Below are 23,576 nucleotides of genomic sequence, written 5' to 3'. Positions count from 1 at the left end.
GGGCAATTTTGGAGTTTAACGTTAAGACAGCTAACTTTGAAGGACCATTTGATTTACTATTACATTTAGTAGAAAAAGCGCAAGTAGATATCAACGAAATTTCTATAGCCCAAATAACTGAAGATTTTTTGAAGGCAATTCAGGAAATGGAAAGATTGGATTTAGATGTGGCCAGTGAGTTTTTAGTTGTAGCTGCCACTTTAATAGATATAAAAAGTAAAACCCTTTTACCTTTTAAAAAGGGGAATGGAGATAAAGGAGATTTTCTAGAAGACCCAAGGCAACAACTGGTTCGGAGGTTGTTGGAATATAAAAAATATAAAGAGGTTTCAAAGGTTATGTTAGAAATGGCTAATAATGCGGAACATTTTCATACCCGTTTGCCATCAGAAATTGAGCCACAATCTAGACCTCTAAATCTTTCGTTGCATCACCTTTTTCGGGCATTTCAGCGGGCGATGGATAAAGCAAAAATCCTTAATGAAAAGGAAGAAAAGGTACATCAAATAGTTAAAGAAGAAATTACTATTGGCGAACAAATGGAGTATATTATGGAATTACTGAAAACTTCTCCTAAACTTTATTTTGGGGAATTATTGAAGAATTGGTCTTCCAAGTATTATTTGGTTATCTCATTTTTGGCAGTATTAGAGCTTATAAGGTTAAAAAAAATATATGTTGTTCAGGGGGAACCTTTTGGAGATATTGAAATAAGTTTAAGGAGAGAGGATGTCGGAAATGGAGGACAATAGGTCTTTAAAATCTTGTATTGAAGCCTTACTTTTTGCTTCAGGGGAACCCCTTACATTAGCTCAAATAGCAGAGGTTTTAGATACTACTCCCCTCTTAATAAGTAAGGTTATAGAGGAATTAAAAAATGAAAAAGAACAATCTGGAGGGTTAATGATTAGGGAAGTGGCTGGAGGAATTCAGCTTTGCACTAAACCCCAATACCATAAATTCATTCAAAAATTGTTTGGAATAGAAAGATTTAATAATTTAACGGCAGCAACAATAGAAACATTAGCAATCATAGCCTATAAACAACCTATAACTCGGGCAGAAATAGAGGATATTCGGGGAGTGAAGGTGGAAAAGGCTCTAGCTACTTTGTTAAATCGGGGGTTAATAACTGAAGTTGGACGTAAAGAAGGAATAGGTCGTCCTATCCTTTATGGTACTACGGAAGAGTTTCTCAAACAATTTGGTTTAAAGAATTTAGAAGACTTAACCAAATTAACTTCTTGATAATTTAATAAAAAAATTGTGTTATTTTGCCAATATTGGGGTATTCTAAACCTATATGGATATGGGTTGAGAGAAGGTGGGTAGAATGTCTCTGTATTGGCTTTTCTTTTTGCTTCCTCTGATTTTGTTGATTATTCTTTTAAGCCCTTTAGAAATAAATATCCAAGGTAAGAAAAGGGGAAAAGACGACAGATTAGACATAGGTATTCATTTTCTTTGGGGATTGATTCACTTCGATTTAGATATTCCTAAAATACATACAAAAAGGAATGTTTTAAAAATTGAGGGGGAAGTGGAAAGGGATAAGGGTAAACCTTTTATAGATAAAGAAAAAAATTTTATATTAAGCTTTAGTGAATTTTTGAGTTTTTTAAATTATATTATCGAAAAAAAGAAGGAAATCTCAAAGTTACTTACAAAGGTTACAAAGATAACAAAAAGGGGACTTAAGTTAACTAAATTTGATTTAGAGTTGGAATATGGAGTGGAAGATGCAGCTCTAACTGGTGTGTTGTATGGCTTCATTTGGCAGGGAATTTCAGTTTTAATTTTTCTGTTAAATAAAACAGTTAAAATTAACTGTCAACCTAATATAAAAATTTATCCTGATTTTAATAGAAATTTATTTAAAACAGAATTAAATTGCATATTTAGGACTCGGGTAGGTTACATTATAATTACAAGTATGTTTTTTTTAACCATGGTTTTAAAATATAAAATATCTAAGGGTCTAGGAGGTGGTAAAAGTGTCAGAACATCCAATTCAAGGATTAATGAAAACGGCAATGGAAAGTATTAAAGAAATGGTTGATGTGAACACTGTTATTGGTGATGCTGTGGAAACACCAGATGGTAGTGTCATTATCCCAGTTTCAAGGGTAGGATTTGGATTTGCTGCTGGGGGTACAGAATTTGAAGTAGGGGATCACGATCACAAAGAATTGCCTTTCGGTGGTGGTAGTGGAGCTGGGGTATCAGTACAACCTGTTGGCTTCTTAGTTGTAGGTAATAATCAAGTTAGGCTGTTACCAGTAAGTAATAATGCAATTTATGACAGACTAATTGATGCAGTACCGCAGTTAATGGAAAAAATTCAGGGAATGGTAAAAGATAATGGTAATGGCAATGGTAATGATGGGAAACTACAAAAAATAGAAGCCCAGTTAAATCAAATTCAATCTCAACTAGAGAAAAGTTAAAAAAGGGTTGTCAAATTGACAACTCTTTTTTTGTTTTGTTTATCATACCCCTATTACCAAACTAATATATTTTATATAAGCCAAATCTTTAATTAGAATAGGGGAGTAGGGAGATGAAAAGGAAGATTTTTACCTTTATTTTATTGTTGATTTTTCTTTTAGTGACTAGCAAACTAAGTTTTGCATATAATTCTAAAGCCTATATATTAATGGACAGACAAACTAAAAGGGTATTAGTTGCTGAAAATGAATATGATAAACTACCGATGGCTAGTACCACTAAAATTATGACAGCAATTGTTGCATTAGAATTAGGAAAATTAGATGAATATTTTATAATCCCTAAAGAAGCCGCTGGAATTGAAGGTTCATCTATGTATCTGAAAGAAGGGGAAACCATTAAGGTTATCGATTTATTATATGGACTAATGATTAAGTCAGGTAATGATGCAGCTACAGCTTTAGCTATTTATATAGGAGGGACGGAAGAACATTTCGTTCACTTAATGAATAGAAAAGCTCAAATGATTGGAGCATATAATACTTCCTTTGCTAATCCCCATGGTTTAGATGCACCAAATCATTATACTACAGCTTATGATTTAGCACTGATTACAGCTTATGCTATGGAAAATCCTTTGTTTAGACAAATTGCATCTTGTACATATTATAGGTCAGTTTCTAAAGAGGGGATAGTGAGGGATATGTATTCAAATAATAAATTTTTGCTTAACTATCCTTATGCCTCAGCTTCAAAAACTGGATTTACCACTCCCGCAGGTAGATGTTTAAGTGCTGTTGGAAAAAAAGACCAGATGGAATTGGTTTCAGTATTTTTAAATTCCCCTGATTGGTTTAATAATGCTATGAAATTATTGAATTGGGGCTTTGAGAATTATGAATTAGTTCCATTGATATTAAAAGACACCGTTGTTGATGTGGTGGATGTGGAAAATGGAAAAATAAACAAGATACCAGTTGTCAGTAAAGAAGATGTTTTTTATCCAGTAAAAAAGGGGGAACAATTGGTTATATCTTCTGAGAAAAAAATTTTTTCTTTAAAAGCACCGATAAAAAAGGGTGAGAAAGTAGGAGAAATCTTATTTTATAATGGGGGAGAACTAATATACACTCAACCCTTAGTAGCTGGTGATTGTGTAGAAGAAAAGCCTTTACCTTGGTATAAAAGGTTAGTTAGAATGCTCAATATTTTACCAAGGGTTAGGGGGTATTTTTCATGGTAAATAAGATTTGGTTTTTCTTTATTGTGATAGGAATTTTAGTTGCTGCAGTTAAGGGAGAAATAGGACTTGTAACTAGTACTTTATTAAACTCTGCAGAAAAAGGGGTAACAGTGGCCTTTGGCCTTATTTCTATCTTAACTTTTTGGTTGGGAATTATGAAATTGATAGAAAGATCTGGTTTGATAAATATTTTTATTAAGCTATTGAAGCCCTTTGTAAAATTTTTATTTCCTGATGTGCCATCTAGCCATCCTGCAATGTCCAGTATTTTAATGAACATTAGTGCTAATCTCTTAGGGATGGGTAGTGCTGCCACCCCTTTAGGATTAAAAGCTATGGAACAATTACAACAGTTAAATGAAGATAAAGAAACGGCATCTGATGCTATGTGTACTTTTTTAGCAATAAATACATCAAGTTTAACGATTATACCTACTACTGTAATTGCTTTAAGGATGGCTACTGGTTCTACAGACCCTACTAGAATTGTTGGAACAACTATTGTAGCCACCTTTTGTTCTTCCTTTGTAGCTATTTCCTTAGATAGATTTTTTAGAAAACTATATAGGAGGCGTTAAAATGGGAATTATAAATATTGTATCTCAGTGGGCATTGCCTGCCATGGTTTTTCTGGTTGTTGTTTATGCTTACATAAAAAAAGTAGATGTTTTTGACACATTCGTGGAAGGAGCAAAAGAAGGATTTCAAACAGCTGTTAAGTTAATTCCTTTTTTAGTGGGAATGTTAGTGGCTATCGGAATATTTAGGGAATCCGGTGGCTTTGCAATTTTAACAGGCATAATAGCACCTATTACAAATCTATTAAGGATTCCATCGGAAATACTACCTTTGGCTTTAATGAGACCAATATCTGGCAGTGGAGCCTTAGCTATGGCAACTGAAATAATGGAACATTATGGCCCAGATTCTTATTTAGGGATGGTTGCTTCAACTTTACAAGGAAGTACCGATACTACTTTATATATTCTAACCGTTTATTTTGGTTCAGTAGGTATAAAAAAAATCCGCTATTCCATGACAGTAGGGTTGTTGGCGGATATGGCTGGTTTTTTAGCCTCTATTTTGGTTTGTAGAATCTTACTTTAATATAACTCTTTATATTTAGGGGAATACTAAACTAATAAAAGAAGTTCAAGGAGTGGTAGTAGTGGTTAAAGTAGCAGTATTTGGAGGAGGCTGGGCTGGTTGTGCTGCAGCAGTTCAGGCTAAAAAAACAGGTGGAGATGTAATATTAGTAGAAAGAACCGATATGTTATTAGGTACTGGGTTAGTTGGGGGAATAGTAAGGAATAATGGTCGATATACTGTCTTTGAAGAATTGAAAGAGATGGGTGCTAAAGAGTTAGTTGATTTAATTGATAATAATTGTCTACATAAAAATATAGATTTTCCAAAACATAGTCACAGCTCATTATATGATGTTAGAATTATCGAAGGGGAAGTACGGAGTTTATTGAGTAAATTAGGTATTAAACTTCTTTTTGCTAATAGGGGAAAAGAAGTGGTAAAAAAAGATGGAAAAATTATTAAGGTTATTTTAGATGATGGCACTGAAGTGGAGGCAGATGTCTTTATTGATACTACTGGAAGTGCAGGAGGTATAGATAATTGTACTAGATATGGTAATGGTTGTGCTATGTGTATTCTTAGGTGTCCTACCTTTGGAGGAAGGATTTCTATAAGTGAAAAGGCTGGGATAAATGAATATCAAGGAATTAGAGAAAATGGTGAAGTTGGAGCATTAAGTGGAGCATGTAAAATTATAAAAGAAAGTTTAGCAAAAGATATTCAAATAAGGCTTAAAGAAGCGGGAGTTTGTATAATTCCTATTCCACAAGAATTGAGGAAAGGGAAATATTTATCAGTAAAGGTTTGTCAGCAATATACCTATAAAGAATATGAAGAAAATCTTGTTTTATTAGATTGCGGACATGCTAAATTGATGACACCTTATTTCCCCTTAGAACTGTTACGAAATGTTCCAGGCTTTGAAAAAGCCCGATTTTCAGATCCTTTATCTGGAGGAGTAACAAATTCTGTAAGATTATTAAGTTCTGTATATAGAAACGAATATTTACAGGTAGAAGGCTTGGAAAATCTCTTTTGTGCAGGGGAGAAAGCAGGACTTTTAGTTGGCCATACTGAAGCTATTGTTACAGGTACTTTAGCTGGTTTTAATGCTGTAAGGTTAGGGAAAAGGGAAAAGATGTTGGCGGTTCCAAGACAACTTGCTATTGGGGAAGGAATTCATTATTCTGGTAAAATCCTTAAAAGTCAAGGAGGAAACAAAAATCGTTTCACCTTCTCAGGTTCCATTTTATTCCAACATATAGTAGATCAAAACTTGTATACCACAGATTTGGATGAAATTCGTGTGCGGGTGAAAAAAACTGGTATGAAAGATATCTTTTCTTAAAACACGACTAAAACCACCTCTCGGTGGTTTAGACTGAAGACAAACTATAGATAAAGTCATCATCAGCTGTGGTAATTAAACAAAGATACGATTAAGTTGAGGAGATAGATTTAAGAGCTGATTAGATAAAAGGAAGAAGGGGTGAGGAACAGGACGTTCCGAAAGCTCTATTGAGCCATGGATGGCGAATTAGAGCGGTACCCTTCTTTCTTTTAGATAGAAGCCTTAAATCTCGACGCAAAACTTTGTTAGAATGTTTAATTACTACAGCCTTTAAAAAATGACTTTGTTTACAATTGTTATTAATATATTTGAAAGGTTAATTATATATCTTCCCTTTTCTATGAAGGTAATTTCATTATTGTGTTTTATTAAAGGAATTAATAATTTATTTTCATCTAAATTAACAGATAGATTGATATGTTTACATAAACAGTCCTTTGTTAGAAAAATATTAGTCCGGCATAATATTTCTAAATTATCTAAGGAACTTAAAGTGAGTTGAGAGGGTTTAGGAACTTGTACTTTTGTAGGTAATTCTTCAATGGGAATTTGAATTGTACAGTTTCTTCCAACAGCAGAAATCCGATTACTTTTTTCAAGGAATGTTTCTACATGGAAATTATCAGAACCAAAGCTTTTATTAATATATTTACCATTTTGATATAATGATGATTCAAAAAAAGACCCGATATGCAATTTTACACCTTTATTCAATAGAAACTCATAGGAAATTCTCAAAAACCCACCCCCTCTTCTAATCTATCATATTCACCAGTTATAAAATGTTGACAAAAATTAGCTATTATTTGTTAAAATAAATTTAAAAATATAAATGGGAGTTGATTAAAATAGAAAGGTTACAAAAATTTATGGCTGCAGCAGGGGTAGCTTCCAGGAGAAAATCAGAAGAGTTAATTTTAGAAGGTAAAGTAAAGGTAAATGGTCAAGTAATAAGGGAATTAGGATTTAAAGTTTCAGAAAAAGATAGAGTAGAAGTAGAAGGAAAAGTAATAAACAAAAAAATAAATCATGTTTACTATTTACTCAATAAACCAGTAGGTTATGTAACTACAGTATCAGATCCTCAAGGAAGAAAAACAGTTATGGAATTAGTACCTAAGGGTAAAAGGGTATTTCCAGTTGGAAGGTTAGATATAATGACTGATGGATTATTACTATTAACGGATGATGGTCAGTTAGCTTATCAGTTGACTCATCCTAAGTATTTAGTAGAAAAAGAGTACCATGTTAAAGTTAAAGGGAAAGTAGGTTTAGATCAAATTGAAAAACTAGAAAAGGGGATTATGTTAGAGGATGGTTTAACTGCTCCGGCAAAGGCTGTTATTTTAAAGGAGACTAATGGAGAGACTGTAATTTCACTAACTATTCATGAAGGACGTAATAGACAAGTTAGGAGGATGATGGAAGCTATAGGAAAAAAAGTATTAAAACTAACTAGGGTTCGTTATGGTGATTTAACATTAGCAGGGGTTCCAGTAGGGAAATATAGAGTATTAACGGATAAAGAGGTGGAAAAATTAAAAAGTAGTGTAACATATTTATCAAAACCACTAGACAAAAATCAATAAATAGTATAACATAATAATTAAATATTACATACTATTTGGTGGTGATTAGATGTGGAGCTTACTGCAAGACAATATAAGATATTAGATATTGTTAAAAATAACCAACCAATAACTGGTGAAGAAATTGCCCAAAAGTTAAATTTAACAAGGGCTACTTTAAGACCTGATTTAACTATCTTAACTATGTCTGGACTTTTAGAAGCTAGACCAAGGGTTGGTTATTTTTATGTAGATAAAGGATTTACTAACATTACAGGGGATTACCTTAAAAAATTAAAAGTTGGAGAAGTTAAAAGTTTACCTATTGTTATAACAGAAGGTCAAAGTATATATGAAGCTATTGTTACTTTGTTTTTAGAAGATGTGGGAACTATTTATGTAGTTAAAAATGGTTTCTTGGCTGGTGTCGTTTCAAGGAAAGATCTATTGAAAACTACTATGGGTAAAGGGAATTTAGAGACAACTCCTGTTGATGTTGTGATGACTAGACTTCCCCACATTGTTTTTGTAGAAGAAGAGACTCCAGTTTATGAAGCTATAAAAAAAATAATCAATTATCAGGTGGATTCTCTACCAGTAGTTAAGAAGGTAATTGTTGATGGTAAAGAGTATTTAGAAGTTGTAGGGAGATTTACTAAAACAAATATTGCTAAATTGTTATTAGAGTTAGCGGAAGGCAAATAGGAGGGATAAATAGATGGATAAACCAATTATTTATGTTTTATCAGATTCTTTAGGAGAAACGGCAGAACTAGTGGTTAAAGCTGCTGCCAGTCAATTTAACTCAGGTAATGCTATAATCAATAGGGTTCCTTATGTTACTGATAAAGAAACGGTAAATGAAGCTATACATGATGCTGTAAAGGATAATGCCATGGTAGCCTTTACTTTTGTTTTACCAGAACTTAGAGAATATACCATTAAGCTTTGTCAACTGAAAAAACTACCCTATGTAGATATATTAGGACCAGTAATGGAGCAACTACGTAAAATAACTAATAAAGAACCTAAATTTGAGCCTGGAATAATGAGGAAGTTAGACACCGATTATTTTAAAAGAATAGAAGCAATAGAATTTGCTGTAAAATACGACGATGGGAAAGATCCTAGGGGATTACTAAGGGCTGATGTTGTGTTAGTTGGAGTATCTAGAACTTCTAAAACTCCATTAAGTATGTATTTAGCCCATAAACAAATAAAAGCGGCAAATGTCCCCTTAGTACCAGAAGTTAAACCACCTAAGGAACTGTTTCAGGTTGATCCTAAAAAAATTGTCGGTTTAATAATATCGCCCCACCAGTTAAATGAGATAAGAAAAGAAAGATTATTAGCATTAGGATTAAGGGATCATGCTAGTTATGCCTCCATGGAAAGGATTTTGATGGAGTTAGAATATGCAGAAGAGATAATGAGAAAATTAAATTGTCCAATTTTAGATGTTACTAACAAAGCGGTAGAAGAAACTGCTAGTCGTATATTAAAAATTATTAAGGAGGGCTAAATTTGAAAAAGTATGTTTATTTATTTTCTGAAGGCAATAAAAGCATGAAGGAACTATTGGGAGGTAAAGGGGCTAATTTAGCTGAAATGACTAGTTTAGGGTTACCTGTTCCTCCAGGTTTCACCATTACTACTGAAGCATGCCATTTATATTATCATCAGAATAAGTCATTACCTGAGGAACTTTTTGAAGAAGTTAAAAATGCTTTGGGGAAAATAGAAGAAGCTTTAGGAAAGAAATTTGGTTCTACTGAAAATCCTCTACTGGTATCAGTAAGATCAGGAGCACCAGTGTCTATGCCAGGGATGATGGATACTATTTTAAATTTAGGTTTAAATGATGTAACTGTTGAAGCATTAGCTGAAGAAACTGGAGATAAAAGATTCGCCTATGATTGTTATAGAAGATTTATTCAAATGTTTAGTAATGTAGTTTTAGGTATTCCCCATTATAATTTTGAAAGGGCATTAGATAATGCAAAGGAATTAGCTGGAGTAACAGAAGATACTATGTTAGATGGGGAAATTTTAAAAGGTTTAGTTGATGAGTATAAAAGAATAGTACTTAAAAATAGTGGAAAATCTTTTCCACAAGAGCCTTTTGAACAATTAAAGCTGGCTATTAAGGCAGTTTTTGATTCTTGGAATAATCCAAGGGCTATAATTTACCGCCAAATTAACAAGATTCCTGAGCATTATGGTACTGCTGTAAATGTTCAGTCAATGGTATTCGGCAATAAAGGAAATGATTGTGGAACAGGAGTTTTATTTACCAGAAATCCTTCAACTGGTGAAAAGATCTTATTCGGTGAGTTTTTAGTCAATGCACAAGGGGAAGATGTCGTTGCTGGGATTAGAACACCACAGCCTATACAAAAACTGAAGGAAATTATGCCAGATATTTATGAAGAAATTTTACAGCTTTGTGAAAAGTTGGAAAGAGAATACAAGGATGTTCAAGATATTGAATTTACCGTTGAAAAGAATAGATTATTTATATTACAAACCCGTAATGCTAAAAGAACTGCAAAGGCTGCGGTTAAGTTTGCTGTTGATTTAGTAGAAGAAGGGTTATTATCTAGAGAAGAAGCTCTTTTGAAAATTGATCCTAATCAATTAGATAAATTACTTCATCGCACCATAGATACCAAGGTAAAATTAGATGTAATCGCTAAGGGATTACCTGCTTCTCCAGGGGCAGCCACAGGAAAAATTGTTTTTGAAGCCGATGAAGCAGAACAATTAGGTAAAAAAGGTGAAAAGGTATTATTAGTAAGACCTGAAACTACTCCCGATGATATTCACGGTATGGTAGAAGCCCAAGGTGTTTTGACAACCAAAGGTGGTATGACTAGTCACGCTGCGGTGGTAGCCAGGGGAATGGGTAAACCTTGTGTTTGTGGTTGTGAAGCTTTAGATATTTATCTAGAAGAAGAAAAGCTAGTTGTCGGTGATATTGTTTTATATAAGGGTGATATTCTAACAATAGATGGTACTACTGGTGATGTGATTATTGGTGAAGTTGACTTAGTAGAACCAGAATTAAATGAAGATGTTTTAAAAGTTTTAAGTTGGGCGGATGAGCTAAGGGATTTAAGGGTTAGAGCTAATGCAGATACCCCTCAAGATGCCAAAAAAGCGAGGGAATTTGGAGCAGAAGGAATTGGTCTTTGTAGAACAGAGCATATGTTTATGGAAGCAGATAGATTACCTATAGTACAAAAAATGATTTTAGCCCAGTCCATTGCTCAAAGGAAAGAAGCCTTAGATAAATTGTTGCCCATTCAACAAAGGGATTTTTACGAAATCTTTAAAGTTATGGCTGGTCTTCCAGTAACCATTAGACTTTTAGATCCGCCATTACATGAATTTTTACCTGATGTAAGTGATTTATCTATAGAATTAGCCCTTGCTAAAGAAAAAGGAGAATTATCCAGTGGAGAAATTGCTAAAAGAGAAGAACTTTTAAAAAGAGTTAAAGCATTACAAGAGGCTAATCCAATGTTGGGTCATCGTGGTTGCCGTTTAGCCATTGTTTTCCCAGAGATTTATGAAATGCAAGTAAATGCAATTTTTGCTGCAATTAGCCAATTAGTTAATGAAAATATAGAGGTTTACCCAGAAATAATGATTCCATTAGTGGGAGAAGCAAAGGAATTGGCTATTTTAAAAGAGATGATAGTAAATATTGCTAATAAATATGAAGAAAAGTTAGGTAAAAAATTAAATTATACAGTAGGTACTATGATTGAGTTACCTAGGGCCTGTGTAACAGCAGATAAAATTGCAGAGCACGCTCAATTTTTCTCCTTTGGTACCAATGACTTAACCCAAACTACCTTAGGATTTAGTCGTGATGATGCGGAAGGAAAGTTTTTACCTTCATACCTCGATCAAAAGATTTATAAAGAAAATCCCTTTGCTGTTTTAGACCGTGAAGGAGTAGGGGCATTGATGAAAATTGCTGTAGAAAAGGGAAGAAGTACTAGACCTGAATTAAAAACTGGTATTTGTGGAGAACATGGTGGAGAACCATCATCTATAGAATTTTGCCATAAATTAGGACTAAATTATGTAAGCTGTTCTCCATATAGGGTGCCAATTGCAAGATTAGCTGCAGCTCAAAGTAAAATTAAAGGGTAAAAAAATATACCCCCAGCTTAAGCTGGGGGTATATTTTAGAATATTAAATTAAATAGTTTTGAGAAGAGATTTCCTATACCTCTAAAGAACCTAACAATTATATTAGCTTGGGGAACATCTTCTAATACATAAATAGGTGTCTCATAAACCTGTTGTTCACCTATATAATATATAACTTTACCTACTTCATCTCCTTTGTTTAATGGTGCTCTAACCCCTTCATTGATTATAATTTGTTGTGTTACATCGGGATTGACATTAGGGACCATTAAACTTACATCATCTAAAGTGCCTACTTGAACTAATCTGTTTTTTGCCCTTGGTATGGGAACTTCTTCTACAGGGTTCTCTTTTTCAGCAACGATAACAGAACGGAAGTCTGTAACTATTTTGTTCATAAATTGTTCTATATAATTATCCCTTTGGCTAATAGATTCAGCTCCCATCAGAACTATTATCACTCTGCGACCATTAATGAAAGCAGTTGCAGTAATACAGCGCCCTGCTTCTTCAGTATATCCTGTTTTAAGTCCATCAATTATACCTCTATGTTTACGAAGCAATGATCTAAATGTAGATTCGTAAAAAAGTGTTTCTCCCCAATGATTTGTTTGTTCTTGGGTTCTATATGTTTCAATACTTGAAAATTCTAGGACTTGTGGGAAATCATTAATTAACCTTTTGGACAAAATGGCGATATCTCTAGCACTCATATAGTGATTCGGTGCATCTAATCCATGGGAATTTTGAAATAATGTATTTGTTAATCCTAATTCCCTGGCTTTATCATTCATCATTGCAACAAATTGCATTTCACTACCTGCAATATGTTCGGCCATAGCTACAGCGGCATCGTTAGCAGAAGGTACGGCAATAGTTGTTAATAATTCTCGAACTGATACTTGATGTCCTGGTTGGAGAAATATAGTTTGGGCTCCTGGAGTTTGAGCTGTTTTTACCCTTGGTCCAGCGGTAACTTTTTCATCTAAAGTAATTTGTCCATTTTCTAATGCTTCAAATATCAGGTACATAGTCATTGCTTTTGTAATACTAGCTGGTGGGTAAGGAGTATCAGCATTTTTTTCATACATTACATAGCCAGTTTGGGCATCCATAACTATATAGGATCTTAAATTAAATTCTTGGGCCGTTACATTTCCCGTTGGTAATAGAATTATTATACTAAATATCAATAAAAATAATGTTATAAATATTTTTTTCATAATTATAACCTCCTGAACTACTAGAATTGTATAATAACCTTTATTAGTTTGTACTAAATAAATCTTTTTAATTTTTATTACATGGAAAAAAGGAATATTAAATATTTTGTTGAAATATACCACTAGAGGTGATTCTACTATGGATATTAGGGAAATTACGGAAAACAATGAAAAGTTATTGTTGAGTCCTTTTGCATCCCTTAGTTCCCAAACAAAGGGTAGAAAAAAAGAAGAGAAGAAGTGTAGTATTAGAACGGATTTTCAAAGGGATAGGGATAGAATTATCCATTCTAAAGCTTTTAGAAGACTCAAACATAAAACTCAAGTTTTTATTTCTCCAGAAAATGACCATTTTCGTACCAGACTTACCCATACATTAGAAGTGGCCCAAATTTCAAGGACTATTGCACGGGGATTAAGGTTGAATGAAGATTTAACAGAAGCCATCGCCTTAGGTCATGATTTAGGTCATACTCCTTTTGGGCATGCAGGAGAAGAAGCCTTAAATTCAGTGGTAAGTTTTGGGTTTAAACATAACGAACAAAGTTTAAGGGTAGTGGAGAAATTAGAAGGTGGTGGAGTAGGATTAAATTTAACTTTAGAGGTTCTTGATGGTATTTTGAACCATACAGGACCTGTTGATCCATTTACCCTTGAAGGACAAATAGTAAAAATAGCTGACAGAATAGCATATATCAATCACGATATTGAAGATGCTATTAGTGCTAAAATTATTAGTGAAAATGATTTGCCCTATTATCCTATATCTAAATTAGGTTTAACTAAAAGTCAAAGAATCGAAACTTTAGTTAAAGATTTAATTTATTCTAGTCAAAATAGTCCTAAAATAAAACAATCCCCAGAAATTAAAGAAGCTATGGATGAACTTAGAAGTTTTTTGTTTAAAAAGGTGTATATTGATTCTCCTGCTAAAACCCAAGAGTATAAAGCAAAAAAAATCATAACATTATTATACCATTTTTATTTAAAAAATCCACGTAAATTACCAGCAGAAACTTATATTAAAATTGAAAAAAATAATCTAGAAAGAACAATTTGTGATTTTATTGCAGGGATGACTGATCGTTATATAGTTAATATATTTAAAGAACACTTTATACCTAAGGCTTGGAGTTTAATATAAGTTGTTGAGAATAAAAAAAATTAAAAAGTCAATACTATATATAGTCTAAATAGTCAAAAACTAGAAAATTGCCTTTACTCTTAAATTAAAATTTAACATTTTTTTTGCAGGAAAATTACATAGTAAACTCGAATATAAATATTAAAATAATTATCAAAGGAAATATTTATATGAGGATATTAGTTGATGGAGATGGTTGCCCGAAAGTAGTTAAAAGTTGTTGTAGAGAAATTGCAAAGAAATATAAATTACCACTTACATTTTATACCACTTTAGCCCATTACTCAGATTTAACTGATTCACAAGAAGATCATGTATTTTTAGATTGTAAAGACCAAAGTGTTGATATTAAGCTAGTAAATGATACTCAACAAGGGGATATTGTCATAACTCAAGATTATGGTTTAGCATCAATGGTTTTAGCAAAAGGTGGTAATCCCTTAGGAGTAAGAGGAGAAATTTTTACCCATGATAATATCGATAATTTTTTGCTGATTCGCCATCAAAATACAAAGCTACGACAAGCTAAGTTACTAAAGGGAGGACCAGCAAAATATTCTAATCAAGATATTAATAAATTTAGAAGAAATTTATTATATTTAATAGCAAATTTAACAAGTAATTCTTAACTTTTATTTTAAAAAATACATGGCGAATTTAGTCGAAAAAAATAGAAAAAAATAAAGGGTTTTTTAAAAAAATGGCGAATATATATTATCTGTCAAATTCATTACTCTATTATCTATATAATCTAACTCTCGGAAAGGGGGGGAGTATAAGTGGCAAATGAAAAAAAACTATCTGAAATAAAAAAAGAACTATTAGAACGAGGGAAAAGTAGGGGGATATTGACCTATAAAGATATTATGGATTACCTCCACGAGTTCGATTTAACACCTGATCAAATTGATGAATATTATGAAAAAATTATTTCTATGGGTATTGAGGTAGTAGATGATTCTATTGATGATAATTTAGATGTATTAGACATCGATGAAGCTGCTGTTGATCCAGACATTGAATCAGATATTACTGACATAGATCTTGATCTTTCCTTGCCAGAAGGGATAAGTATTAATGACCCTGTAAGAATGTATTTGAAGGAAATTGGTAGAGTTCCTTTACTCTCTGCTGATGAAGAGATTGAATTAGCAAAAAGGATGGAAAAAGGCGATGAACAAGCTAAGAAAAGGTTAGTTGAAGCAAATCTAAGGCTTGTTGTAAGTATTGCTAAAAGATATGTAGGTAGAGGAATGCTATTTTTAGATCTAATTCAAGAAGGTAATTTAGGGTTAATCAAGGCAGTTGAAAAGTTTGATTATAAGAAAGGTTATAAATTTAGTACCTATGCAACTTGGTGGATAAGACAGGCTATAACCAGAGCAATTGCAGATCAAGCCCGTACTATCCGTATACCTGTTCACATGGTAGAAACAATTAATAAGTTAATTAGGGTTTCAAGGCAATTGGTACAGGAACTTGGGAGAGAACCAACTGATGAAGAAATTGCTAAACATATGGATATCTCTCCAGATAGGGTCAGGGAAATTATGAAAATTGCCCAAGAACCTGTATCTTTAGAAACACCTATTGGTGAGGAAGATGATAGTCATCTTGGAGATTTTATAGAAGATCAAGATGCAAAGGCTCCTGCCGATGCTGCAGCTTTTGAATTATTAAAAGAACAGTTGGAGGAAGTTTTAGATACCCTCACAGATAGAGAAGAAAAAGTTCTTAGGTTGAGATTTGGTCTAGATGATGGAAAACCAAGGACTTTAGAAGAAGTAGGTCAAGTGTTTGGTGTAACTAGGGAGAGAATTCGTCAAATTGAAGCAAAGGCCTTAAGGAAGTTGAGACACCCAAGTAGAAGTAAGAGGCTTAAAGATTATCTAGAGTAATATTAAAACCCCCATTTTCAGATGGGGGTTTAAAAAATTTATCATAAAAATTATTGACATTTTTTATGGCATTAAATATAATAAATATTGTCGCTGCTTAACTGTAGAAAGAAAAAATAAAATTTATAAAAAAAGTATTGACTAAACAAAAAAAATAAGTTATAATAAAAAATGTCGTTAGAAATCGTTCCTCAGTAGCTCAGTTGGTCAGAGCAACCGGCTGTTAACCGGTAGGTCGTAGGTTCAAGTCCTACCTGGGGAGCCAAATTTGGGCCTATAGCTCAGTTGGTTAGAGCAACCGGCTCATAACCGGTTGGTCCCTGGTTCGAGTCCAGGTGGGCCCACCAACCATGGCCCCTTGGTCAAGTGGTTAAGACACCGCCCTTTCACGGCGGTAACAGGGGTTCGAATCCCCTAGGGGTCACCACAGTGAATAAAACACACAAAAAAGTGTGTTTTTTTTTATATCTTTTGTTTTTTTTACAAAATATATGATATGATAAAAATATATAATTTTTTTAGGAGGAATTTATGAAGTTAACTCCCAGATTACAAAAAATAGCTAATTTGATAGATAAAGGATCTAAAGTAATAGATGTAGGTACAGATCATGGATACATACCTCTGTATTTAATTATTAATAATCTAATCCAAAAATGTATTGCTACAGATGTAAATATAGGACCATTAAATGCAGCAAAAAAAACATTAGAAAAATATGGAGTTAAACAAAAGGTGGATTTTAGATTAGGAAGTGGATTATTGGTTTTAGAAAAAACTGATGACATTGATACTGCAATAATAGCAGGGATGGGTGGAGAAACTATAATATCTATCTTAGAAGAAGCACCTAGTTTTTCAAAAGAATTAACACTAATAATTCAACCAATGACTGAGGTTTCAACTGTAAGGGAATATTTAGATAAAAATGGTTGGGAAATTATCGATGAAGATATTGCTAAAGAAGGTCATAGATTTTATGAGATTATAAAAGCTAAAAAGAAAAGGAGTACTACCTTTTTATCTTATAAACAATATAGGTTTGGACCTATTTTATTGGAAAAGAAGGAAGATTCTTTTGTCAGTTATCTTAAAAAACAATATGAAAAGAACAGAAAAATTTTAAACTTTCTCGAGAAAGGAAGCAATACTGGAAATATAAAAGAAGGTTTAGTTGCCGATAATAATTTAATTAAGGAGGTACTTGAAGAAATTGAAAGTACAGGAGATAATTCGAAAAATTGAAGAGATTGCCCCTAAAGATTTAGCTTGTTATCCTGAAGATAACAATGGCTTGTTAATAGGTAGCTATTCTGCCGATGTTTCTAAGGTTTTATTGGCTTTAGATTTAACTTCAGATGTATTAGATGAAGCTATTAAATTAAATTGTCAGTTAATTGTTACCCATCATCCTTTTATTTTTAAAGGATTGAAAAATATTAGGGATGATATGGAACAAGGAAGGCTTATTATAAAAGGAATAAAAAATAATATAAATGTTTATTGTGCCCATACTAATTTAGATGTTGTGGACTTAGGTGTAACTGAAGCTCTAAGAAAAAAATTAGAGTTTCCTAAAGGTACAGTTTTACATCCTACAGAAAAAGAGGGACTTTCAAAATTAGTTGTTTATGTTCCTAAGGAAAATGCCCATGATCTTCTTTTAGTTATATCCAAAGCTGGAGCAGGTCATATTGGTAGGTATAGCCATTGTTCCTTTATGACTGAAGGAGAAGGTACCTTTAAGCCTTTAGAAGGGTCTAATCCATATATTGGCAAAGTAGGTTCAATAGAAAAGGTTCAAGAAATTAAACTTGAAACTATAGTTCCAAATAAAATTTTATCTTCAGTTATAAAAATGATGATTAAGGCTCATCCCTATGAAGAAGTGGCTTATGATATAATTCCATTGAATAATACAGGGAAGGTGTTTGGGTTAGGATCTGTTATCGAACTAGAGGAACCAATTAAAGTAAAAGAATTGGCAGAAAAGGTTAAAGAAAAATTGCACTGCCAAGGAGTAAAAATTTTTTCACGGGATTTAGATAAGAAAATATCTAAAGTAGCTATTTGTGGCGGAAGTGGAGGTTCTTTGATTCAAGAAGCTAAATTTGCTGGATGTCAATGTCTTATAACTGGTGACATTGATTATCATAAAGGTCAAATGGCAGTAGATTTAGGACTAACAGTTATTGATGCAGGACATTATTATACAGAGGTTCCAGTTTTAGAGCATTTAAGGGAATTAGTAAATGATAAATTAGAAGATGTTGAAGTTTATGTAACTAAAGTTAATACTTGTCCATATATATTTTTATAAAGCTTTGGGGCAGTTTAAAGGTAAAGGTTAGGGAGGAGTTAAAATGTCGATGGAAAAAAAGGGTTTATCCCTAATGCCTTTTTTTGTGTTTATTGTTTTTATTGTTTTAGGTGTTAGCTTAATGTTTGTTTATTATTCTATTTTAGATGTAGAGCGGGAATTAGAAGCTGCAAAGGTAATTTTAGAGGAAGATTTAAAGGAAAGATTTAATCTAATATCTAGTTTGATGAATGTATTTAATAATGAAATAAATTTCCAAAGTAATGAAGAAGGGATTGTTTTAGATCTTTCAGAACTCTATGATGATAGAGGTAAATATATTTATTTTATCGTAATAGGTGATATAAAAGAAATCCTAGAAAGTGAAGAAGGGATTTACAATGGAGAAAATATAAACAAGATAAAAAATATAGAAGAGGGATTTTTAATTTTTACTAATTTTTTAAAAGAGAAATTAGATATAGAAGTTGAGAACTTTAGCCAATTTAAAAGGTTACGGGAAATTGATGAAAAAGTTTCCATATCAGGGGCTGAGTATAATAGAATAGCTTCAAATTTTAATAGAAAAATATCTAGTTTTCCCAATAATCTTGTGGCTTTTTTTAGTGGTATAAGAAAAGTACCACTATATGATTTAAATAGGAATTATTAAAGAAAAAAGTGGTCTAAAAATAGACCACTTTATTTTTATGATAATTTTGAGTAAACTTGTAAGCCGAGTTCTGTACTTTTCCAAAGGAAAAGTGATAGTCATCTATCTAGGATGTTAGTTGCCTAACACCTCAAGCGACCTTACCCGAGGGAGAGCGGGCCACTCCTATATCCCTCCTACTTGGTCTTGCTCCAGGTGGGGTTTACCTAGCCAGTTAGTCGCCTAACTGCTGGTGCGCTCTTACCGCACCGTTCCACCCTTACCTTAAGGTAAACTTAAGGCGGTTTATTTCTGTGGCACTTTCCTTGGGGTCGCCCCCACTGGGTATTACCCAGCACCCTGCCCTATGGAGCTCGGACTTTCCTCAGGTACAGCCTTTCGGCTATTGTACCCGCGACTATCCCATTTACTCAAAATTAGTTTTTTTATGTGATTGGAATTATATTATATTAACTTTTCATATATAAGTCAATTGAATTTTTTGGAAAAATTATTCTGTGGCAGGAGGTGTAAAGGTTCTCTTTGCTAGTTCTTCATCTAACATATAGATTCCTGGGTTATCTTCTCCTAATCTTTTAACTTTACTTAATAATTGACTCATACTAGCTTCTTCCTCAACTTGCTCATCTACAAACCATTGTAGAAAACTAATTGTTGGATAATGTTTTTCTTCATTTGCTAAATCTAAAATCGTATGTATTCTTTTTGTAACAAATTGCTCGTGTTTTAATGCAGATTGGAAAACATCTTCTAAAGATGAAAAGTCGTTTCTAGGATCAGCAAAACCGTAAATAGTTACTTTGCCCCCTAGATCATTGATGAAATTATAGAACTTCATAGCATGGAATCTTTCTTCCTCAGCTTGAACTAAAAAGAAATTAGCAAAGCCGGGGAGATCCAAAGAATCACAGTAAGCTGCCATTGCTAGATAATAATTTGCAGATTCCATTTCATATTTCAACTGTAAATTTAATTCATTTAAAAGTTTTTCTGATAACATATTAAATACCTCCTTTATTTTTAATTTAATAATACATTTAAAAGAGAATAATGTCAAATGTACTAAATTTTTAATTGAAATAATAAATATAATCAAAAAACAAATAGAAAGGGTAGTTACTAAATGGAAAAAATTTTTCATTTGTCTTTAGTTACTTGGGGGTTAATAAAAGAAACAGCCCTTTGGTTTTTAGTAGGTTTATTTGTAGCAGGATTAATCCACCAGCTTATTCCTGATAAATTGCTACAAAAATATCTTGGAGGGAAAGGTTTTTTTCCAATAATCTGGGCAAGTTTAATTGGAATCTTATTACCGGTGTGTAGTTGTGGTATAATCCCGATATCTTTGGCCTTACATAAAAAAGGAGTAGCTATAGGACCCTGTTTAGCTTTATTAGTAGCAGCACCGGCAGTTAATCCCGCTTCTATAGGTTTAAGTATATCAGTGTTGGGTTTTCAACTAACTTTAGGTTATATATTAACTGTAGGACTTTCCGCAATAATTCTAGGAGTTTTAGCAAATATTTTTGTTCCTGATATTCAATATATTGGAGGTAAGAAAAAGAGTGGTTGTTGTAATGTTAACCATGATGAAAAAAAAGGGAAGGTATTAAAAGATAATGTGATTTCTGGTTTAGATTGGGCATTTAATAATTTAGCTGTTGAATTAGCACCGGCATTAGTTTATGGTTTTATTGTGGCAGGGATTTTAACAGTTTTCGTTCCAACTGATTTTGTTAAATATATCTTAGGTTCTATGGAAGTATTTTCTTTCACAATAACGGCTTTTTTAGGAGTTATTATGTTTGTATGTAATGTAGGTGCAATTCCCTTTGTAGCTTCGTTAATTAACCAAGGGGCTTTTCCGGCTATAGCAATAGTTTTTTTGATTACAGGTCCAGCAACAAATACTAGTCAGTTATTAATGCTAAATAAGGCTTTCGGTAAGAGGGCAATGGTATTATATTTAATCGTATTGCCACTGTTTTCTATCTTCAGTGCTATTGTTTTTCATCATTTATTTCCTGGAATAAATATCTCTTTTACTATAAAAAGTGGTACTAGTCATTCTAGCAGTTTTTGGGGGTTGGTTTTTGTTAGTGTGTTAGTAATAGCATTATTAAAGAGTAATCATAAACATCACCATTAAGTAAATTTTAATAATTAAAATTTAATAGCAGAGCATATTGTTAGCAGGAAATTTTATATTTATATCGAATTAAAATAGACTAGGATACTTTTTAAGGTCATATAAGCCTATAATTTTATAAGTATTGGCCTCCCTTTAAATTATAATAAAAAGGAGCGAATACTAATGTTTAAAAGATCAAGCGGGATTTTATTACATCCAACATCTTTACCCAGTCCTTATGGTATAGGTGATTTAGGGAAAGAAGCCTATGATTTTGTTGACTTTTTAGTGGCTAGCAAACAAAAATTATGGCAAATTTTACCTCTTGGACCTACAGGATTTGGAGATTCACCTTATCAATGTTTCTCTGCTTTTGCTGGAAACCCTTTATTAATAAGTTTAGATAAATTAGTACAAGAAGGTTTCCTCAAAAAGGAAGACATTAAACCTCCTAAGAAATTTGATGATAACCATGTAGAGTTTGGGGAAGTAATTAACTTTAAATTTTCTGTTTTCAATAAAGCCTATAATAATTTTAAAAAACATGCTACAAAAATACAAAAAGAAAAGTATGAAAATTACTGCCATAATCAAAAGAAATGGTTAGATGATTATGCACTATTTATGGCTTTAAAAGAACATTATAAAGGAGCAGTTTGGAATACTTGGGATAAACCAATAGCGAAAAGGGAAGCTAGTGCCCTGGAATATTGGAAAGAAAAATTAAAAGAGGAAATTGGTTTTCAAAAATTTATACAATATATTTTTTATGAGCAATGGATGGATTTGAAGAGTTATGCAAATAAAAACTTCATAGAAGTTATTGGTGATATTCCAATTTTTGTTGCCTTTGATAGTGCCGATGTTTGGTCACAGCCAGAATTATTTTGTTTAGATGAAAAAGGTTATCCTACCGAGGTAGCAGGGGTGCCACCAGATTATTTTAGTGCTACAGGTCAATTATGGGGAAATCCATTATACAATTGGGATAAAATGAAAGAAGATGATTACAAATGGTGGATAGATAGGTTTAAAGTGACTTTACAGTTAGTGGATATTGTTCGTTTAGATCATTTCAGGGGATTTGAAGCATATTGGGCTGTTCCATATGGAGAAAAAACGGCTGTCAATGGAGTTTGGAGAAAAGGACCTGGTGCCGATTTATTTAGCAGTATAGAAAAGGCTTTAGGTAAATTACCTATCATTGCAGAAGATTTAGGTTTTATTACTAAAGAAGTTCATGAGATTAGAGAACAATTTAATTTCCCAGGAATGAAAATATTACAATTCGCCTTTGATTCGAAAGAAGAAAGTGATGTAATCCCCTATAAATATGAAAAAAATTCAGTAGTATATACAGGCACCCACGATAATGATACGATTTTAGGTTGGTTTGAAAAAGCTTCACCTCAGGATAGAGAATACGCTTTAAAATATTCCAAAAGTGATGGGAAAGATATTTCTTGGGATATTATTCAGCTAGCTTTATCTACTGTTTGTAACATAGCAATATTCCCCTTACAAGATATTTTAAGTCTTGGAGCAGAAGGGAGGATGAATGTCCCTGGTACTGCTAGCGGTAACTGGACATGGAGATTTAAAAAAGGAGATTTAACTGAAAGTATAGCCTTAAGATTAGCAGAACTAACAAAACTATATGGCAGGTATTAAGTAAAAAACGAGGGAAATTCCCTCGTTTTAATGTTTATGACCACAGCCGCAACCACAGCTTTTGTGTCGATATTTATGATTTACTTTAATTTCATTTCCTTTTTCATCTATAAACTTTGTGTTATCTAGGGCAGCTTTAACCTGATTTTTTATTGTTTTTATATATTCTTGTCTTAATTCCTGTTGTTCTTCTTTTTCTCTAGCTGTCAAACCCTGTTCCCTTTGTTTTTTGGCTAAAAAGTTAATTCTTTCGATTTTTTCCTTTGATAACATTAAAACACCATCCTTTTTATACTAGATTTTATTATTATATGCTAAAAAAAAATTTTTATCAATAATAGAACTTTTTCCTTTTCCAATCGTCTAATATAGAGAATAGGGTGGTAATGTAAAAAGTTCTATGAAAAAATAGATTAAATACCACACGAACAGATTAGCATAAAGAAAAATAACGTAATCGCTCTTGACAAACAGTCTTAAAAGGCTAATTCAAAGATAACAAGGGCGAAGGGAACAAAAGAAAGGCATAACAAATAAGCCCTTGACGTTACCAATTTTAGCCTTTTAAGACTTCGGTTTGTCAAGAGTTCGCAAGCCGATTACTAGTTCCTGCCCGGGCTCTGCTAAACAAAAGCTAGGCTGTTTCTTCTGTAATCCATTGTTGGGCTAATTTA

24 protein-coding genes, 3 tRNA genes and 1 other RNA gene are annotated in these 23,576 nt (G+C 32.7%); 23 read left to right on the top strand and 5 right to left on the bottom strand.

The genetic code is table 11. The features are described 5' to 3' along the window. Positions 1-8 precede the first annotated feature (8 nt). From BMX60_RS00140 to BMX60_RS00105, 8 genes are all read left to right on the top strand, one after another. Positions 9-752, top strand: a complete 744-nt coding sequence (locus tag BMX60_RS00140) for a segregation and condensation protein A (protein WP_177159616.1) — start codon at positions 9-11, stop codon at positions 750-752. Continuing rightward, positions 730-1,248 carry an SMC-Scp complex subunit ScpB gene (scpB, locus tag BMX60_RS00135; protein ID WP_242945672.1) on the top strand — a complete coding sequence of 173 codons (519 nt, stop codon included), beginning with the start codon at positions 730-732 and terminating at the stop codon, positions 1,246-1,248. Before BMX60_RS00140 ends, scpB begins: the two co-directional genes overlap by 23 nt. An 85-nt stretch (positions 1,249-1,333) precedes the next feature. Beyond that, entirely contained in the window at positions 1,334-2,047 is a 714-nt protein-coding gene (locus tag BMX60_RS00130) for a DUF2953 domain-containing protein (RefSeq protein ID WP_091347613.1), read from the top strand. Then, positions 1,995-2,447, top strand: a complete 453-nt coding sequence (ytfJ, locus tag BMX60_RS00125) for a GerW family sporulation protein (protein WP_091347610.1) — start codon at positions 1,995-1,997, stop codon at positions 2,445-2,447. Before BMX60_RS00130 ends, ytfJ begins: the two co-directional genes overlap by 53 nt. A 113-nt stretch (positions 2,448-2,560) precedes the next feature. Continuing rightward, on the top strand, positions 2,561-3,691 hold the full coding sequence (locus BMX60_RS00120; protein WP_091347605.1) for a D-alanyl-D-alanine carboxypeptidase family protein: 1,131 nt from the start codon (positions 2,561-2,563) through the stop codon (positions 3,689-3,691). After that, a complete protein-coding gene (locus BMX60_RS00115) occupies positions 3,685-4,269 on the top strand; it encodes a nucleoside recognition domain-containing protein (protein ID WP_091347602.1) in 585 nt (194 codons plus the stop codon). The genes BMX60_RS00120 and BMX60_RS00115 overlap by 7 nt, the downstream gene beginning before the upstream one ends. A gap of 1 nt (position 4,270) precedes the next feature. Continuing rightward, positions 4,271-4,798, top strand: coding sequence for a spore maturation protein (locus BMX60_RS00110; protein ID WP_091347599.1), 528 nt, complete (start codon positions 4,271-4,273; stop codon positions 4,796-4,798). A 61-nt stretch (positions 4,799-4,859) separates the two neighbouring features. Beyond that, a complete protein-coding gene (locus BMX60_RS00105; RefSeq protein ID WP_091347595.1) occupies positions 4,860-6,128 on the top strand; it encodes an FAD-dependent oxidoreductase in 1,269 nt (422 codons plus the stop codon). 273 nt (positions 6,129-6,401) lie between these two features. Here the strand turns inward: BMX60_RS00105 and BMX60_RS00100 are convergent, their stop codons facing one another. After that, on the bottom strand, positions 6,402-6,869 hold the full coding sequence (locus BMX60_RS00100) for a hypothetical protein (RefSeq protein ID WP_091347590.1): 468 nt from the start codon (positions 6,867-6,869) through the stop codon (positions 6,402-6,404). A 101-nt stretch (positions 6,870-6,970) separates the two neighbouring features. On the opposite strand from BMX60_RS00100, the gene BMX60_RS00095 reads away from it, so the two are divergent. The 4 genes from BMX60_RS00095 to ppdK are packed head-to-tail and all read left to right on the top strand — an operon-like array spanning position 6,971 to position 11,863. Continuing rightward, positions 6,971-7,720, top strand: coding sequence for a pseudouridine synthase (locus tag BMX60_RS00095; protein ID WP_278276539.1), 750 nt, complete (start codon positions 6,971-6,973; stop codon positions 7,718-7,720). Between the two features lie 51 nt (positions 7,721-7,771). Further along, entirely contained in the window at positions 7,772-8,404 is a 633-nt protein-coding gene (gene ccpN / locus BMX60_RS00090) for a transcriptional regulator CcpN (protein ID WP_091347583.1), read from the top strand. Positions 8,405-8,417: 13 nt separating this feature from the next. Beyond that, the gene (locus BMX60_RS00085; protein ID WP_091347580.1) at positions 8,418-9,221 is read left to right on the top strand and encodes a pyruvate, water dikinase regulatory protein; all 804 of its coding nucleotides are present in this window, start codon (positions 8,418-8,420) and stop codon (positions 9,219-9,221) included. 2 nt (positions 9,222-9,223) lie between these two features. After that, complete coding sequence (gene ppdK / locus BMX60_RS00080) at positions 9,224-11,863, top strand: pyruvate, phosphate dikinase (RefSeq protein WP_278276538.1); 2,640 nt, start codon at positions 9,224-9,226, stop codon at positions 11,861-11,863. Positions 11,864-11,898: 35 nt separating this feature from the next. Here the strand turns inward: ppdK and BMX60_RS00075 are convergent, their stop codons facing one another. Continuing rightward, positions 11,899-13,086, bottom strand: a complete 1,188-nt coding sequence (locus tag BMX60_RS00075; protein WP_091347576.1) for a D-alanyl-D-alanine carboxypeptidase family protein — start codon at positions 13,084-13,086, stop codon at positions 11,899-11,901. A gap of 139 nt (positions 13,087-13,225) precedes the next feature. On the opposite strand from BMX60_RS00075, the gene BMX60_RS00070 reads away from it, so the two are divergent. From BMX60_RS00070 to BMX60_RS00030, 9 genes are all read left to right on the top strand, one after another. After that, a complete protein-coding gene (locus BMX60_RS00070) occupies positions 13,226-14,230 on the top strand; it encodes a deoxyguanosinetriphosphate triphosphohydrolase (RefSeq protein ID WP_091347572.1) in 1,005 nt (334 codons plus the stop codon). 170 nt (positions 14,231-14,400) lie between these two features. After that, the gene (locus BMX60_RS00065) at positions 14,401-14,859 is read left to right on the top strand and encodes a YaiI/YqxD family protein (protein WP_091347569.1); all 459 of its coding nucleotides are present in this window, start codon (positions 14,401-14,403) and stop codon (positions 14,857-14,859) included. A 150-nt stretch (positions 14,860-15,009) separates the two neighbouring features. Beyond that, the gene (gene rpoD / locus BMX60_RS00060) at positions 15,010-16,128 is read left to right on the top strand and encodes an RNA polymerase sigma factor RpoD (RefSeq protein ID WP_091347565.1); all 1,119 of its coding nucleotides are present in this window, start codon (positions 15,010-15,012) and stop codon (positions 16,126-16,128) included. 188 nt (positions 16,129-16,316) lie between these two features. Continuing rightward, positions 16,317-16,393: transfer RNA gene (locus BMX60_RS00055), tRNA-Asn, on the top strand. 5 nt (positions 16,394-16,398) lie between these two features. Continuing rightward, positions 16,399-16,475: transfer RNA gene (locus tag BMX60_RS00050), tRNA-Ile, on the top strand. Positions 16,476-16,480: 5 nt separating this feature from the next. Then, positions 16,481-16,555: transfer RNA gene (locus BMX60_RS00045), tRNA-Glu, on the top strand. Between the two features lie 104 nt (positions 16,556-16,659). Beyond that, positions 16,660-17,373, top strand: a complete 714-nt coding sequence (locus BMX60_RS00040) for a tRNA (adenine(22)-N(1))-methyltransferase (protein ID WP_091347562.1) — start codon at positions 16,660-16,662, stop codon at positions 17,371-17,373. Next, complete coding sequence (locus BMX60_RS00035) at positions 17,342-18,448, top strand: Nif3-like dinuclear metal center hexameric protein (RefSeq protein WP_177159615.1); 1,107 nt, start codon at positions 17,342-17,344, stop codon at positions 18,446-18,448. Before BMX60_RS00040 ends, BMX60_RS00035 begins: the two co-directional genes overlap by 32 nt. Before the next feature lie 43 nt (positions 18,449-18,491). After that, positions 18,492-19,100, top strand: coding sequence for a LemA family protein (locus BMX60_RS00030; protein ID WP_091347557.1), 609 nt, complete (start codon positions 18,492-18,494; stop codon positions 19,098-19,100). A gap of 43 nt (positions 19,101-19,143) precedes the next feature. Here BMX60_RS00030 and rnpB read toward each other — a convergent pair. Beyond that, an RNA gene (gene rnpB, locus BMX60_RS00025) (RNase P RNA component class A) lies at positions 19,144-19,513 on the bottom strand. A 77-nt stretch (positions 19,514-19,590) separates the two neighbouring features. Beyond that, positions 19,591-20,100, bottom strand: coding sequence for a ferritin (locus tag BMX60_RS00020; protein ID WP_091347554.1), 510 nt, complete (start codon positions 20,098-20,100; stop codon positions 19,591-19,593). 123 nt (positions 20,101-20,223) lie between these two features. Here BMX60_RS00020 and BMX60_RS00015 point away from each other — a divergent pair, with 123 nt between their 5' ends. Next, positions 20,224-21,249, top strand: a complete 1,026-nt coding sequence (locus BMX60_RS00015) for a permease (RefSeq protein ID WP_091347551.1) — start codon at positions 20,224-20,226, stop codon at positions 21,247-21,249. A gap of 159 nt (positions 21,250-21,408) precedes the next feature. Next, positions 21,409-22,902 carry a 4-alpha-glucanotransferase gene (gene malQ, locus BMX60_RS00010; RefSeq protein ID WP_278276541.1) on the top strand — a complete coding sequence of 498 codons (1,494 nt, stop codon included), beginning with the start codon at positions 21,409-21,411 and terminating at the stop codon, positions 22,900-22,902. 27 nt (positions 22,903-22,929) lie between these two features. On the opposite strand, the gene BMX60_RS00005 is transcribed toward malQ, so the two are convergent. Continuing rightward, positions 22,930-23,175, bottom strand: a complete 246-nt coding sequence (locus BMX60_RS00005; RefSeq protein ID WP_091347544.1) for a DUF896 domain-containing protein — start codon at positions 23,173-23,175, stop codon at positions 22,930-22,932. Positions 23,176-23,576: the final 401 nt, after the last annotated feature.

The organism is Anaerobranca gottschalkii DSM 13577 (assembly GCF_900111575.1).
In the GTDB taxonomy this organism is placed as follows: domain Bacteria; phylum Bacillota; class Proteinivoracia; order Proteinivoracales; family Proteinivoracaceae; genus Anaerobranca; species Anaerobranca gottschalkii.
Note: the sequence above shows the minus strand (reverse complement) of the source record. Positions and strands in the feature narration are given on the sequence as shown.